Below are 14,573 nucleotides of genomic sequence, written 5' to 3' on the forward strand. Positions count from 1 at the left end.
CTGCTGCTCACTCCAACTTCTAGAATCATTTATGTAGGGTAAATTGTTTGATTGTGTGATAACGTGGGGTTTCTTTCGGACGTATTTCAAATAAAGCAATACTAGAAACCTCCATCACATATGGCTCTTTACGTAAAGGCGATTGTTCTGCATAAGGCTGATCCGCATTCCATTTGCGCGCAATCGTCATATGCGGATGAAAAGGTCTCTTTTCGACAGGATGACCTGCTGACAATACGGATTCTTTCACCTTTTCTCTTAAATGCATGAGCGGCCTGCTTTCACTCGGCTTTGCAAAAAAGACTCTTGGGCGCTCCTTTGTACCAAACTGTCCTAACTCATTCAGCTCTAGCGGAAATGCAGATGCTTCATTTGAAAGGTTTTCAAGCAGCTGAATGATCTTTTCCAAACGCTCTTTTGGAATGGCTCCTAAAAATACAAGGGTTACATGATAATCACTTGGAGCTGTCCATTTTTGAAATGACAGTCCGCTCCTTTGATCGATGTCTGTTTTGATTTGATGCGCAAGTTGTTCAGGGATGTGAATCCCAATAAAATAATGACGGCTTTCTGACATCATATCACCTGTCCTTTTTCAACAAACTTTACGAATCCCCATTGATGATAGTATAACTAAAGAAATGCGGAATGAGAAGAAAGGGTGTCACATGATGAAGGTTGCACAAAATATTGCTGAACTGATTGGCGATACACCGCTTGTCAAATTACAGCGTCTTCAGCCAGACAATGCGGCGGCTGTTTATTTAAAGCTGGAATTATTTAATCCTAGTGGAAGTGTGAAAGATCGTGCTGCTTACAATATGATCGTTGAGGCAGAAAGACAAGGGAAGCTCACAAAAGGGGCGACCATTATTGAGCCAACTAGCGGAAATACGGGGATTGGTTTGGCGATGAACGCCGCAGCAAGAGGCTACAAAGCGATACTTGTCATGCCTGATACGATGACAAAAGAAAGAATCAATATTTTAAAGGCATACGGTGCACAGGTCGTCTTAACCCCAGGAGAAGAAAAAATGCCAGGCTGCATTCGCAAGGCAGAAGAACTAGCTGCTCAAATTCCTCATAGCTTTATTCCAATGCAATTTGACAATGGAGCGAACCCCGATGCTCACAGAGGGACAACAGCTGTAGAAATCATGGAAGCTGTGAAGCAACTTGGGCAGCCTCTTGCTGCCTTTGTCGCAACAGCTGGAACTGGCGGAACCATTACAGGCACTGGTGAGGAATTAAAAAAGGCATTCCCCGGCCTGACCATACGTGTGGCAGAACCGAAGGGATCTCCAGTCTTATCTGGCGGGAAACCTGGCAAACATAAGCTCGTTGGCACAAGTCCAGGATTTATCCCAACTATTTTAAATGAGCATGTCTATGATGAGATTGTGCAAGTGAGCGATGAAGATGCGTACCACATCACACGGCAGCTTGCCCGTCTTGAAGGAATTTTAGTTGGCCCATCATCTGGCGCAGCTTGCTATGCTGCCATTGAAACAGCCAAACAAATGCCTAAAGATCATATCGTCATCTGTATGACAGCAGATACGGGAGAACGATATTTATCAAGTGATGTTTTTCAAGATTAAAAAAGGAACAGGGGGATGAGTCCCTGTTCCTTTTTCTTCGTTTCACGGTCACGTCTATTTGACCGACTTCACCTCAGCCTGCTCACCTGTAACGAGTAGAACCTGTTCATCAGTGAGCGGGCATAAAGCAAGTTTATGCTGATGCTGCTCGATAATTTGCTGCGCGGCTTTACCTAAATAGGCATGTTGCATATGCGGAACCGGATAGCTGCTGATTTCATTGATCCCTTGAAACGATGACAGCTCCGGCGCCTTCTCCGGATCATCCATCAATGAAATATATTCAATGCTTGGCGCCATGATGATACTCCCTGCTGATTCTCCAATGTACAGCTTGCCTTTGCTCATTTCTTCTTTCAAGACGTGATCGAGGCGATGCTTTCGTAATTCCTGTAACAAATAAAAGGTATTGCCTCCTGATACGTAGATGACATCATTTCGTTCGATCATATGTGTGATCTCTTGGGCAGTATGCTCAGCCATTTGAACAGTCTCTAATGGCATATCTAATTGATGAAAGGCCTCTTTTGCTGCCTCCACATAGTGCGTTACTTCTTCCACAGCACTAGCTGTTGGAATAAACGTCACGCTTTTTCCTTTTAATGATTCACCCGCAAAGTCAGACAAGAGAGAATAGCTGTCTTTGAATGAAGAGCATAAGAACATTTTTTTCAATGTGAATCCCCTCTTCTCTTTACCTTTTTCTATTTTGCCAATTCATACATAGCTTGTGCATATAGAGCTGTTGCTCTTAGTAAGTCATCGATTTCGATATATTCATCCTTTTGATGGGCGCAATCTGGTCTGCCAGGGAATAGAGGGCCAAAGGCAACTCCTGCTTCTAAAGATCTCGCATACGTTCCTCCTCCAATGGCAATCAGAGTTGCTGGATCTCCAGTTTGTTCCTCATATACCCGCTGCAATATTTTCACAAGTGGATGATCTTTTGAGACGTGATGCGGAGGGCTGTCATCGAATTTCTCAATGGATGCCCCTTTGATGCTTTCAATCCCTTTTCTGACGTCCTTGCCGTCTGCTGTCACGGGATAACGGACGTTTAAGCCGAGTTTCGCTTCCTCGTTTTGTGTATAGCGGATCGTTCCAACATTTAGGGTTAAGTCGCCGCTAATGTCATCATTACAAGCAATTCCTAGCTTTTGTCCTCGTGTGTCCTGATCAAATAAAGACTTTATTTGTGATGTAAAGGCAAGTCCTTGTTCATCTACATCATGCCCACATAAGAAATTCGCCATATGAATGCCCGCATTCGTGCCATGCGCCGGCTCCATTGCATGGACTGATACACCTTTTAATGTGAAATGCAGCCCATCCGCTGTGTTCTTTGCCTCACCGGATAATTGATTTTCAGCGAGATAGGCTTCAAAAGCTGCTTTTAACGCTTCTGCATCATGTTCCTGCGCCGCTGCCACAGTGGCAGCGGCCTCATCTGGCACCATATTGAGCCTTATCCCTGATGTGAATTGCTTGAGTGTATAGCGCTTATCGTCCTCTGTTTGTTGATATGTAAATGACACAATGGCATCAATGATCCCTTTTTCAGCATGAATAATCGGAAAATCAGCATCTGGCGCAAAGCCAATTTGCGGCATCGCTTCATGCTTGAAATAATGGTCCACACAGCGCCAATCGCTTTCTTCATCTGTTCCGATGATCATTCGAATCTTTTTCGACAGCTGCATGCCCGCATCTTTTAACATCTTAAGAGCGTAGAAAGCGGCCATGGTTGGCCCTTTATCATCAATTGCCCCCCTTGCAAAGATTCTATTTTCTCTGATATCCGCTGAAAATGGCGGGGTTGTCCAGCCGTCACCTGCGGGCACCACGTCCACATGGCATAGCACACCTACAATGTCTTCGCCTTGTCCATATTCAATATGACCTGCATAGCCATCGACATTCTTTACTGTGAAGCCTTCGTCTTTTCCTTTTTTCAGCATGTACTGAAGGGCCTCATCCACTTTTTCACCGAACGGCTTCCCTTCTGTTCCACCTTCTTCATCAAGGACACTTTCAATTTGCAAAAAAGATTGTGTATCCTTAATCAGATCTTCTTTTTTTCGTATCACTTCAGCTTCCCAATTCATTATTCCATTCCTCCTTGAAAAAAGGTTGCAATCCATCCTTAAAACGAATATTATATTAATTGTTTTGTAATAATGTTCGTAAATGGAGGATTTTATGTTTCAATTAAAAGAAAACCAAACCAACATAAAGAAAGAATTACTCGCTGGTATGACGACATTCTTTACTATGGTATATATTGTAGCCGTCAACCCAGGAATTCTTTCAAAAGCAGGCATTCCTTTTGACCAAGTCTTTACTGCAACTATCATCGCTGCTGTCGTCGGTACGCTCTGGATGGCACTATTTGCAAACTATCCGATTGCCATTGCACCAGGCATGGGACTGAATGTCTATTTCACCTTTACAGTTGTCGGCGGTGGCGGCATCAGCTATCAAACGGCGTTCAGTGCGGTATTTGTTGCTGGTATACTCTTTATTATTTTATCGTTAACATCCCTTAGAAAACAACTGATTCAAGCGATTCCAGATAATTTAAAGTACGGGATCACAGCAGGAATCGGGCTTTTCATTGCGTTCATCGGTCTCCGGCAGTCTGGCATCATTGCAGCTGACCCGGAGAATCTTGTGAAGCTTGGCAACTTAAACTCACCAGTTGTCATTTTAACGCTCGTTGGTTTAATGATTTCAGTTATTTTAATGGTTCTTCAAGTAAATGGAGCCCTGTTTATCGGCATGTTAGCGACCACATTGATTGCGCTCGCGACAGGCCAGCTTCATTTCCCTAAAATGCTGATGGACGTCCCAGCTCTGCCTGAAGGGATGCTGATTACAAATCCATTCGCTGCCTTTGGTGATGTGTTCTCTCATCATTTATATGCCGTTGTCTTCTCATTCTTACTTGTCACGATTTTTGATACAACTGGAACAATGATCGGGGTAGCGGAACAAGCAGGATTAATGAAAAATGGCCAGCTGCCAAAGGTGCGCAGAGCCTTGCTCGCTGACTCTGCTGCGACGACGGTTGGCTCTATGTTTGGAACAAGCCCAACCACCGCTTATATTGAATCATCCTCAGGGGTTGCTGCTGGAGGAAGAACTGGACTGACTTCTTTAACGGTCGCTGCACTGTTTATTGTGGCCTTGTTTTTTGGCCCATTAGTTCAAGCCATTTCTTCCTTACCTTCCATCACATCACCTGTTTTAATCATTGTCGGCTGTTTGATGATGAACTCAGTGTCACGCATTCGCTGGAACGAGCTTGACGAAGCATTTCCTGCTTTTCTTGTTATTCTCTCCATGCCGCTGACATCTAGTATCTCTACAGGGATTTCACTCGGATTTATTTCATATCCACTTGTGAAATTAGCGAAAGGGAAATGGAAAGAAGTCCATATTCTTGTGCTCATTTTTGCCGTCTTATTTTTCATTCAGCTCTTTTTCTTAGAAGGATAACAGAAACAAAAAAGGCACATTTCAAATGAGGAATGTGTCTTTTTGTAAATATCAATTTTTTATTTTGTAAATTTTCTGTGTTTATTTTTGTTTTTCTAAAGAGACATTCTTCGTCTTATTCCTTATGTTTATTGGGTTATAACCGTATTCAATTCATGTTATGTAACATATTTTATTTCATGAAGACAAATTAAAAATCACGTAAAGTTGACTTTTTGGTGGAACTAGATGCATAATAACGTGTATAATAGAATAAAACAATAAGAAACACGAACATTTACCATTGTTGCATGTCCTTATTTCGCAGTTTTAGTGTAGTAAGTTGTGGTTAGTCAAGTCCATCCGATCTTATTGATAGGGAGTGGTTTTTTGAAACCTTCAACAAACCGTATGATGACTCGAATTAAATCAGTCTATATGTTCATTCAAGAGAAAGGTCTTGTGACGACACAAGAGCTGGTTGATGAATTCGGGATCACACCTAGAACCATTCAAAGAGACTTAAACGTGCTTGCCTATAACGATCTTGTTCATAGTCCAAGCAGGGGCAAATGGGAAACAACGAGAAAAAAAGTAAAAATATCATCTTAAGCGTCTAATGACTGTCCATATAACAAAAGAACCGGCGATATGCCGGTTCTTTTTCTATTCTCGATTGATTAAGCTGTCTAATTCTTCTTCCTTCAATTCTCGGTACTCCCCGGGGGCTAGATCTTCATCTAATGAGACAGGTCCCATCGACAACCGTTTTAAAAAGATCACTTCATTGCCCACCGCTTGTGCCATCAGTTTCACTTGATGGTATTTCCCTTCGGTAATCGTTAAACAGATGCGTGTATCTTCGTCTTCATTCGCATCTACCTCAACCTTTGCCGGCTTCGTGTGATAATCGTCTAAAATGACAACCCCCTGCTCGAGACGCTCAATGTCTTGATCTCCTAAAGGGTATTTCAGATGAACTTCATACGTTTTCGGGACATGCTTTTTCGGAGAAAGTAATTGATGAGCGAGCTGCCCATCATTTGTGAGGAGGAGAAGACCGACTGTATCCTTATCAAGTCTCCCCACAGGGAATGGCTCCCTTGCGATATCCTCCGGCTCGAGTAAATCGACAACCGTTTCATCTCGCAGATCCTCCGTTGCCGAAATGACGCCATCTGGCTTGTTCATCATTAAATAAATGAATTCTTTATACTCAACACGCTCTCCGTGTACGAGCACTTCATCATTTGATGGATCGACATGATCTTTCACCTGCTTCGCCACTTCCCCATTCACTGTGACAGCCCGGGCTTTGACCAGCTTCTTCACATCTTTTCTTGAACCAAAGCCGCTATTGGCAAGCAATTTATCAAGCCTCATGAATATCCACCTCTTCTTAACTCTTTTTTCTTAAAAATGACGGCATCCGGCTGCCAAGTACACGCTCTAGTAATCCAACCTTGTAAGATAAGAACATATACACACCGCCGCCAGTCATCATTGAAATCAAAATAACGATACCAGCTTGTACAATTCCGCCTTCATAGGAGATCAATTGACTCACAAGCTGACATGTCACATAAGCCACAACAGCCATGATTGCTGTTAAAATGCTTATGAGTATAAAACGTTTGAAAATCCTGCGGAATGAATAGCCTGCATGGCGCTTAATCATGATGAACATATACAAGATCGACGCACTGTAGCCCAGTGCAGTTGCAAGCACAGAACCATTTCCTTGCAGCCAGCTGATGAGCGGGATATTCAGAACCGTTTTAATGATGATCCCTAACAAAAGACTGACAATGGCAAATTTTTGTTTGTTAATCCCCTGCAAAATCGCTGCGTTAATGGTGAATAAAGAAAACAATAACGCAACAGGCGCATACCAGAACAAAATAGATATCCCAATCTCAGGATGAACAGACGGATAGAAAAACAAATAAACCGGTCCTGCCAAAGCAGAGATTCCAAATGAAGCAGGCAGTACGAAGAATAGAATGACCTGCATCGTTTGATCAATTTGCCGATTGAGTAGCTTGTAATTACGTGCTGTAAATGATTCTGTAATCGTCGGAATCAATGTTAAGCCAAACGCTGTTGCAAGTGACACAGGGATCATGACTAGCTTCGGTAAATATAACGTCACAATGGACAGTACCGCTGTACTAATATCCTGATGTCCTGATGCAATCATGGCTCTGTTAATTGTATTTGTATCGATATAAGAATAAATTGGAATCGCAAGTCCAACAAACACATAAGGTGCTGCATAACTAAACAGCTCTGTAAACATTTGCTTATAAGTCAAACCAGAGTAAGCACCTGTATTCGGCTGCATAGATAGGAGACGGTCTTTCCGCTTCAGCCAATATAAATAAAGCGTAAATAATCCGCCAAATGCGCCGATAAGCGCGGCAAATGTTGCATATCCGACAGCAATAACAAGCCCACCATCAAGCACCTTTAAAATAATAAACGTCGCTGTTAATAGGAAGATGATTCTGACAAGTTGTTCGATGACTTGGGAAACAGCTGTCGGTCCCATCATAGAGTGTCCTTGGAAGAACCCTCGCACAAGACTCATGATTGGTACAACCAAAAGACCTAAACTCACCATCCGAATCACATATACCACTTGATCGACGGTCAAACCGCCTGTTTCATTCGATCCGCCAAGCTGAATCTTGGCAAAAATCGGTGCGGTCAAATATAAAAGAGAAAAGGCGATAATACCGGTGACAAGCATGACCGACATACCCGCCCTGAACATTTTTCTAGTTGTTTCATAATCGCCGATTGCATTATATTTGGAGACAAATTTTGATACCGCTGTTGGAAAACCAAGCGTAGCAATACTTAAAAAGATCGTATACTGATTGTATCCATATTGGAATAGCGCACCACCAGTAGCTCCAACCATTGCGCTAAATGGAATTAAGTAAATCATACCAAGAATACGAGAGAGATACGTCCCAATCGTTAAAACCAACGTACCACGAAGCAGTTTATTAGACATGCGCTTAACCACCATTTTTCTAATGAATATTCAACTTAACTATTTTACCACATCATTTCATCGCACAGGTAACAATTCCAATACAGAAGTCACAAAACCAATCAATTCATATTTCAGCCTTCCCCGATCTTCGTTATAATAGAGAAATGACTGAAAGTAGAAAGAGGAATGTAACATGAAACATTACGATGTCATTGTCATTGGCGGTGGACCTTCTGGACTGATGGCCGCGATTGCATCAGCAGAGCACGGTGCATCTGTTCTGTTAATTGACAAAGGAAACAAACTTGGCAGAAAGCTGGCCATTTCTGGCGGTGGACGCTGCAACGTCACCAATCGCCTTCCAGTAGAAGAAATCATCAAGCATATTCCCGGAAACGGCCGTTTTCTATATAGTGCATTTTCTGAGTTCAATAACGAGGATATTATTAGATTTTTTGAAAACCTAGGCATTGAACTAAAAGAAGAAGACCATGGACGCATGTTCCCTGTCTCAAACAAAGCGCAATCTGTTGTGGATGCCCTTCTAGACAGGCTCCGCGCCCTCAATGTCACCATTCGAACGAACGAAAAGATTAAAACGGTTCTGTATCAAGACGGACAAGCAGCTGGAATTGTTACAAATAATGATGAAAAAATTTCAAGTAAGGCTGTCGTCATTGCTGTCGGCGGAAAAAGTGTGCCGCATACCGGCTCTACTGGTGACGGCTATGCATGGGCAGAAGCAGCCGGACATACCATTACAGAGCTTTACCCAACAGAGGTACCAGTCACATCAGATGAACGATTTATTAAAGAAAAAGTGCTTCAAGGTCTTTCTTTAAGAAGTGTGGCTGTCAGTGTTTTAAATAAAAAAGGGAAACCCGTCGTCACACATGTCATGGATATGATCTTCACTCACTTTGGTTTATCAGGCCCAGCTGTTCTTAGATGCAGCGGGTTTGTTGTGAAGGAACTGAAAAAGCAGCCGACAGTCCGCCTGCAAATTGACCTATATCCGAAGCTTCATGATGAGGAATTGTTTCAAAAGCTTCATCATGCCCTAAAGGACGAACCAAAAAAAGCGATTAAAAATGTATTGAAGTCTTGGATGCAAGAACGCTATTTATTGTTCCTTTTAGAACGGAACGGTATTGATCCGCAGGACACATTTTCTGGCCTTGCCAAGGATAAACTGCGTGCGTTTGCCCATGATTGCAAACATTTCATCGTTCATGCAAATGGTACATTATCCTTGGACAAAGCGTTTGTCACAGGAGGCGGCGTTTCTGTCAAAGAGATTGAACCGAAAAAAATGGCATCTAAAAAAATGGCCGGTCTTTATTTCTGCGGAGAAATTTTAGACATCCATGGTTACACAGGCGGCTACAATATCACGTCAGCACTTGTGACAGGCAGGCTTGCTGGCATGAATGCTGCACTAGAAGTAAAGGAGAGAGATCAATGATCAGACGCGCACTTCCAATTGTACTTGCGGTCGTTATTAGTTTGACAGCCGCTGTTTTCATGAAGCTGTCGATTACCCCGTTAAAAGTCGCCATTGTTTTGGCGTTTACCATTTTCGCAGTTTGTTTAAAAGAATATGTCTACCGTCTTCGCAAACGAATTGAGGAAAAATCATCTTCACATATCGATGGTTGATAAATGGAAGGGAAACATGTTACGGTAAAATGGAGGACGAGTGAGAAACTCGCCTCTTTTTGTTTGAAAATAGTTGAGATAGGGGATATTAAACAAAATCCTCTGCTTAAACGTGTAGAACAACAGGAGAGTGAGATGGTGTGAAAAACGTATCAAGTGTATTTTGGATTGTGATTGCGATCACATTTGTTGCCGTTCTATGGGGGGCTTTTTCTCCAGAAACATTGCAAAATGTGACGGATCAAATTCAAACATACATTACAAATGACTTTGGCTGGTATTACTTATTAGTGGTATCACTGCTAGTCGGCTTTTGTCTATTCTTTATCTTTAGCCCAATCGGCAAAATTACGCTAGGAAAGCCGGGCGAAGAGCCTGAATTTGGTCTATTTTCTTGGTTTGCTATGCTATTTAGTGCTGGTATGGGAATTGGTCTTGTTTTTTACGGAGCAGCTGAACCGATCAGCCACTATGCCATTCAGTCACCAACAGGTGAGACTGAAACCGCACAGGCATTCCGCGATTCCCTTCGTTATACTTTTTTCCACTGGGGACTTCATGCATGGACCATTTATGCGATTGTCGCACTTTGCATTGCATACTTCAAATTTAGAAAAGATGCGCCTGGATTAATTAGTTCAACCCTATATCCAGTATTCGGAAACAGAATTCACGGATGGATTGGAAAAACCATTGATTGTATCGCGGTATTTGCAACAGTGGTTGGTGTAGCGACTAGTTTAGGACTAGGTGCCGCACAAATTAATGGAGGATTAAGTTATTTATTCGGCCTACCAAATAACTTCATGACTCAGCTCATCATTATTGCAATCGTTACGGTTCTGTTCCTTATCTCTTCTTGGAGCGGAATTGGTAAAGGTATTAAATATTTAAGTAACACAAATATGATTCTTGCTGCTTTACTCATGATCTTTTTACTCATTGTTGGGCCAACTGTTTATATTTTAAATTCATTTACAGATTCAATCGGACAATACTTATCAAATATTGTTCAAATGAGCTTTAGATTATCACCAAATGATTTTGAAAAAAGAGAATGGATTAATGGATGGACAATCTTCTATTGGGCATGGTGGATCTCTTGGTCTCCATTTGTCGGAATTTTTATTGCAAGGGTTTCACGCGGAAGAACCATTCGAGAATTTTTAATAGGTGTCTTAGTGGCTCCTTCAATACTCGTTTTCCTATGGTTCTCTATCTTCGGGGTATCAGCTATGGACTTACAACAAAACAATATCGTCGATGTTGCTAACATGTCCACTGAAACCATGCTGTTTGGAGTATTAAATGAATACCCACTCTCCATGATTACGTCCATTTTGGCACTTATCTTAATTGCTGTATTCTTTATCACATCAGCAGATTCAGCTACATTCGTACTAGGGATGCAGACAACCTATGGATCATTAAATCCAGCTAATAGTGTGAAGATCACCTGGGGCATCATCCAATCAGCTGTTGCTGCAGTGCTTTTATTTTCAGGCGGGCTTGAAGCCTTGCAAAATACAGCAAAACTAGCAGCTTTGCCGTTCTCAGTTGTCATCATTTTGATGATCGTATCGCTGTATAGATCATTAAATGATGAACGAAAGGCAATCAAACAAGCAAACAAAGTCAATAAACCAAGAAGTCCAAGAGTAAAAAAAGCATAATCGCAAGAAGAAAAAGCCGTTATCCGAACGGCTTTTTTTATGACGTTACCTACGTTCAAGTACAACCCAGACCCAATTTCATTAAACGTGATCAAAAAAGAGCATACGACATGTCCTGTTTGTGAGAAAGAAAGAGATTTATGTGTATCATGGTCCATTTTATTCCGTTGAAGATGTAGAAGAACTCATCTTCAGAACGCCAGGTTATTGCGGATGGCAGCAGGAATATTGATTAAGCCATTGCGGAGATTTTTGCGCGATTGTCCAATAAGTCGAGTGGAAAGAGATTGAACATTTAGAGGAAGGGCTCTCAGAGGATATCGAAGACATTTGTAGTGGTGGAGGATTAACGAAAGAGAACCTTAAGCAATGGCTCGTCAACGGAGGAGACTTACAAGGCTATCTCTTTCAATGTGTTCACTGCAACAAGCATCGTTTATATATTGACGCAAGTTAATCAAAGAGAAAAAGGACCCTTCACACAGGTCCTTTTTTGATGCCGTCTATTTTTTATATAAAATGAGCGCAGAAAAACAATAGAGCTGTTCTCCTCCTTGCTCACAGATCACTGCTACATTGTACTTGATGTCAATGATTTGGTCGTCATCCATTCCTTTTAAAAATAAATTGATTTCGCTCTGTAAATCCTTTTCGTGTTCTTCATCAAATACAGCTACCTTTAGCACATATGCCACTCTCCCTTCTCTCGCTACTCTATCTTTATGCACATAGAGACGGGCATATGAACAAAAAAGCCTTCCATCTCATCGATGAAAGGACTCCTTTTTACAGCTTCGGTTTTGTTTCTCCTGTCCATGCAAGCATCCCGCCAACCACATTGGTCGCTTGGTAGCCTTGGTCTTCTAGGAAATAGCAGACATTTTCACTACGTTTACCAGAACGACAAATAATATAATATTCCTGCGTTTTATCGAACGCATCCAGCTTTTCAGGGATATCTCCCATTCGAATATGGACTGCTTCTGGGATCATGCCTTCTGCTACCTCTTCATCCTCACGTACGTCAACTAGCTGAATGGCTTCTTCTTGCTCTAGTTTTTGTTTTAATTCTTCTATTGAGATTTCTTTTACGGACACGACTCTCACCTCTCCTTTTGTTCACGGTGACACCATTATAGCAAATCATTCACATCACTGCGTATTCACCCGCTTCGATTGAAGGAAAGATGGCAATCGTTTCTGCACATCTACTGCCTGCTGCTCACTTTCAAACTCTATCTTTTTAAATACTTGATAGGCTAGCCACATGTTGCCATACGCAAGAATGCTCACACTAAAAAACGGCACGATCCCCGGCAAATAAGCAAATAGGACAAATAGGATAGCCGAGAAAACAAGCATAGAGAGCGTATATTGCAAATAGGAGAGACCAAGCAGAAGGGAGAATTTCAGATAGAGACGCTTTTTCCAATCATAATGAGCAAGCAGCGGAAAAATATAAAACAAGCTGACAATAAACAGAAAACCAAAGATATAAATGGCAAAGCGAAGCACATGTAAAAACCAGCTCGTTGGATAAATATAAGCAAGGTCTACATAAATAATCGTTCCAATCATGAGCAGCACCACGCCAATCAGATTAGAGCGTACAAACTCCTCGCGGTATACCTTCCAAAAGGTGCGGAAGACTTTGACTTGCTCGTGCCCTTGTATCCACTTTCTCATTACGGAAAATAACGCAGTTGTCGCAGGCATGAAGCCAAAGACCCCAAGCCCCAGTAATGTGAACAAAAGCCATAGCAAATTGGTATAGGCAAGCCGCATCACCCACTCACACATCAGCAGCATCCTGCTCATTGATCCATCATGATCCATCTCTTTTCCCTCCTCTCTTTCTCGTTATACCGTCTCTTTTTGAAACAATTCTTCTATTCCGATTGGACGTTTTTCTGCGACAGAGCGCCACATGCCTTCTCCAAGTGCAATCGAATAAGCACCAGCCTCTGCCCCTGCCGAAATGTCATAGTGAATCAACGGATCTTTTCCTAAAAATAAATCTGCTAGCAGCAGCGGATCTCCGCCGCCATGTCCGCCTGGCTGTTTCACGACTTCTATCGTTTCTTTTCCGCCAAACATCGGGTAGTAAGAAATCGTTTGTTCCGGGAATTGAAAAGGAATTCTTGCTGGTACATGAAACTCATTTGTTTCAATGCGTCCCTTCGTCCCATTTATCGCAAGCCGGTACCCTTCATATGGAGCTGAAAATTGAATCGAATAGCTGAGCAGAGCACCTTGGTCATAAGCCACTGACGCCACATACGTATCCTCAATATCAATTTCCTTATCAAAAATACAGGCATCTGGGCGGTAATTTGAGTACTGCTGTGACTGTTCCTGACCTGATTCAATATGATCATCCTCCACCTTTGAGCGCTGTACCCGCGGATTCCACCTTGCTTCATAATGACATGTATCTTTCACATGACATGTTCCGCAATATCTGTTTTCCTCATCCTGTAAGGGATTCCAAGGGCTTTCATTTCCATAATAATTCAGCGCCCCATAGGCAAATACTTGTTTCGGCTTTTGATCTATCCACCAGTTGACCAAATCAAAATGATGGGTCGACTTATGAATAGACAGGCCTCCAGAGAATTGACGTGTGCGATTCCACCTTTTGAAATAACTGGCTCCATGATACGTATCAATGAGCCAGCTCAGTTCAACAGAGGTGACCCTTCCGATCTTCCCGTCTAAAATGAGCTCTTTCACCTTCCGATGAAATGGATTGTAGCGATAATTAAAGGTGACCGTCACCTTCCCTTTGCTCTCTGCCTCTTTATCCATCACTTTTTTCGCGTCTTTTGCTGTTGTCACCATTGGCTTTTCAGTGATGACATCAAGATCATGGTCAAGCGCCTGCATGATATACGTGACATGCGTATCATCCCGTCCTGCCACAATGACGATGTCTGGCTTTACTTCCTTCACCATCTGATCAAATGCATCCTCATGAAAAAATGAGACCCCTCTCAGTGATGGAAACCGCTCCTGACAGAGTATATACCGCTGATCATCTATATCTAGGAGCCCTGTGATTCTGTAATGCTCATTGAAATCCTCTATGAGCGGTTTGATAAACATATTGAACGCGCGATGACTGAGCCCGCAAATCACGACCCGTTTCACATTCCCCAC

Annotated in this window: 17 protein-coding genes; 8 read left to right on the top strand and 9 right to left on the bottom strand. The window is 42.2% G+C overall.

Translation table 11 applies throughout. The features are described from left to right. Positions 1-25: 25 nt before the first annotated feature. Positions 26-580 (bottom strand): RNA 2',3'-cyclic phosphodiesterase, encoded by a 555-nt coding sequence (thpR, locus tag NPA43_RS13270; protein WP_256498931.1) that lies wholly within the window; start codon positions 578-580, stop codon positions 26-28. A gap of 91 nt (positions 581-671) precedes the next feature. Between thpR and cysK the strand changes: the two genes are divergently transcribed. Then, the gene (cysK, locus tag NPA43_RS13275) at positions 672-1,601 is read left to right on the top strand and encodes a cysteine synthase A (protein ID WP_099726823.1); all 930 of its coding nucleotides are present in this window, start codon (positions 672-674) and stop codon (positions 1,599-1,601) included. Positions 1,602-1,655: 54 nt separating this feature from the next. On the opposite strand, the gene NPA43_RS13280 is transcribed toward cysK, so the two are convergent. Together NPA43_RS13280 and pepV are read right to left on the bottom strand one after the other, a co-directional pair. Then, positions 1,656-2,276: a Type 1 glutamine amidotransferase-like domain-containing protein gene (locus NPA43_RS13280; protein WP_230031071.1), complete on the bottom strand. Its 621-nt coding sequence runs from the start codon at positions 2,274-2,276 to the stop codon at positions 1,656-1,658. A gap of 29 nt (positions 2,277-2,305) precedes the next feature. Then, on the bottom strand, positions 2,306-3,706 hold the full coding sequence (pepV, locus tag NPA43_RS13285) for a dipeptidase PepV (protein ID WP_256498932.1): 1,401 nt from the start codon (positions 3,704-3,706) through the stop codon (positions 2,306-2,308). A 94-nt stretch (positions 3,707-3,800) separates the two neighbouring features. Here pepV and NPA43_RS13290 point away from each other — a divergent pair, with 94 nt between their 5' ends. After that, positions 3,801-5,099, top strand: coding sequence for an NCS2 family permease (locus tag NPA43_RS13290; RefSeq protein ID WP_099726820.1), 1,299 nt, complete (start codon positions 3,801-3,803; stop codon positions 5,097-5,099). A gap of 369 nt (positions 5,100-5,468) precedes the next feature. Further along, entirely contained in the window at positions 5,469-5,690 is a 222-nt protein-coding gene (locus tag NPA43_RS13295; RefSeq protein ID WP_008356419.1) for a DeoR family transcriptional regulator, read from the top strand. 54 nt (positions 5,691-5,744) lie between these two features. Here the strand turns inward: NPA43_RS13295 and NPA43_RS13300 are convergent, their stop codons facing one another. Then, positions 5,745-6,461: a pseudouridine synthase gene (locus NPA43_RS13300; RefSeq protein ID WP_256498933.1), complete on the bottom strand. Its 717-nt coding sequence runs from the start codon at positions 6,459-6,461 to the stop codon at positions 5,745-5,747. A gap of 16 nt (positions 6,462-6,477) precedes the next feature. Beyond that, the gene (locus NPA43_RS13305) at positions 6,478-8,100 is read right to left on the bottom strand and encodes a putative polysaccharide biosynthesis protein (RefSeq protein ID WP_256498934.1); all 1,623 of its coding nucleotides are present in this window, start codon (positions 8,098-8,100) and stop codon (positions 6,478-6,480) included. Positions 8,101-8,275: 175 nt separating this feature from the next. Between NPA43_RS13305 and NPA43_RS13310 the strand changes: the two genes are divergently transcribed. The 5 genes from NPA43_RS13310 to NPA43_RS13330 all read left to right on the top strand — a co-directional run bounded on the left by NPA43_RS13310 (position 8,276) and on the right by NPA43_RS13330 (position 11,871). Further along, a complete protein-coding gene (locus NPA43_RS13310; protein ID WP_256498935.1) occupies positions 8,276-9,547 on the top strand; it encodes a BaiN/RdsA family NAD(P)/FAD-dependent oxidoreductase in 1,272 nt (423 codons plus the stop codon). Then, a complete protein-coding gene (locus NPA43_RS13315; protein WP_034322495.1) occupies positions 9,544-9,741 on the top strand; it encodes a hypothetical protein in 198 nt (65 codons plus the stop codon). The genes NPA43_RS13310 and NPA43_RS13315 overlap by 4 nt, the downstream gene beginning before the upstream one ends. Before the next feature lie 140 nt (positions 9,742-9,881). Continuing rightward, positions 9,882-11,414 (top strand): glycine betaine transporter OpuD, encoded by a 1,533-nt coding sequence (gene opuD, locus NPA43_RS13320; RefSeq protein ID WP_099726816.1) that lies wholly within the window; start codon positions 9,882-9,884, stop codon positions 11,412-11,414. Positions 11,415-11,453: 39 nt separating this feature from the next. Next, positions 11,454-11,585: a CbrC family protein gene (locus tag NPA43_RS13325; RefSeq protein WP_230031073.1), complete on the top strand. Its 132-nt coding sequence runs from the start codon at positions 11,454-11,456 to the stop codon at positions 11,583-11,585. A 157-nt stretch (positions 11,586-11,742) separates the two neighbouring features. Then, positions 11,743-11,871, top strand: coding sequence for a CbrC family protein (locus tag NPA43_RS13330; protein ID WP_230031106.1), 129 nt, complete (start codon positions 11,743-11,745; stop codon positions 11,869-11,871). A gap of 46 nt (positions 11,872-11,917) precedes the next feature. Here the strand turns inward: NPA43_RS13330 and NPA43_RS13335 are convergent, their stop codons facing one another. The 4 genes from NPA43_RS13335 to NPA43_RS13350 form a co-directional block, all read right to left on the bottom strand. Continuing rightward, positions 11,918-12,100: a sporulation protein Cse60 gene (locus NPA43_RS13335; RefSeq protein WP_003217582.1), complete on the bottom strand. Its 183-nt coding sequence runs from the start codon at positions 12,098-12,100 to the stop codon at positions 11,918-11,920. A gap of 100 nt (positions 12,101-12,200) precedes the next feature. Then, positions 12,201-12,512 carry a rhodanese-like domain-containing protein gene (locus tag NPA43_RS13340; RefSeq protein WP_017358336.1) on the bottom strand — a complete coding sequence of 104 codons (312 nt, stop codon included), beginning with the start codon at positions 12,510-12,512 and terminating at the stop codon, positions 12,201-12,203. A 54-nt stretch (positions 12,513-12,566) separates the two neighbouring features. Further along, a complete protein-coding gene (locus tag NPA43_RS13345; protein ID WP_230031074.1) occupies positions 12,567-13,250 on the bottom strand; it encodes a YesL family protein in 684 nt (227 codons plus the stop codon). 24 nt (positions 13,251-13,274) lie between these two features. Next, on the bottom strand, positions 13,275-14,564 hold the full coding sequence (locus NPA43_RS13350) for a Gfo/Idh/MocA family protein (RefSeq protein WP_230031075.1): 1,290 nt from the start codon (positions 14,562-14,564) through the stop codon (positions 13,275-13,277). Positions 14,565-14,573: the final 9 nt, after the last annotated feature.

Source organism: Bacillus pumilus (assembly GCF_024498355.1).
Classification (GTDB): domain Bacteria; phylum Bacillota; class Bacilli; order Bacillales; family Bacillaceae; genus Bacillus; species Bacillus pumilus_P.

Excerpts from the sequence above, each read along its gene's own strand:
- thpR (WP_256498931.1), bottom strand. The coding sequence starts at position 580 with ATGATGTCAGAAAGCCGTCATTATTTTATTGGGATTCACATCCCTGAA.
- cysK (WP_099726823.1), top strand. The coding sequence starts at position 672 with ATGAAGGTTGCACAAAATATTGCTGAACTGATTGGCGATACACCGCTT.
- pepV (WP_256498932.1), bottom strand. The coding sequence starts at position 3,706 with ATGAATTGGGAAGCTGAAGTGATACGAAAAAAAGAAGATCTGATTAAG.
- NPA43_RS13290 (WP_099726820.1), top strand. The coding sequence starts at position 3,801 with ATGTTTCAATTAAAAGAAAACCAAACCAACATAAAGAAAGAATTACTC.
- NPA43_RS13300 (WP_256498933.1), bottom strand. The coding sequence starts at position 6,461 with ATGAGGCTTGATAAATTGCTTGCCAATAGCGGCTTTGGTTCAAGAAAA.
- NPA43_RS13305 (WP_256498934.1), bottom strand. The coding sequence starts at position 8,100 with ATGTCTAATAAACTGCTTCGTGGTACGTTGGTTTTAACGATTGGGACG.
- NPA43_RS13310 (WP_256498935.1), top strand. The coding sequence starts at position 8,276 with ATGAAACATTACGATGTCATTGTCATTGGCGGTGGACCTTCTGGACTG.
- NPA43_RS13315 (WP_034322495.1), top strand. The coding sequence starts at position 9,544 with ATGATCAGACGCGCACTTCCAATTGTACTTGCGGTCGTTATTAGTTTG.
- NPA43_RS13325 (WP_230031073.1), top strand. The coding sequence starts at position 11,454 with ATGACGTTACCTACGTTCAAGTACAACCCAGACCCAATTTCATTAAAC.
- NPA43_RS13345 (WP_230031074.1), bottom strand. The coding sequence starts at position 13,250 with ATGGATCATGATGGATCAATGAGCAGGATGCTGCTGATGTGTGAGTGG.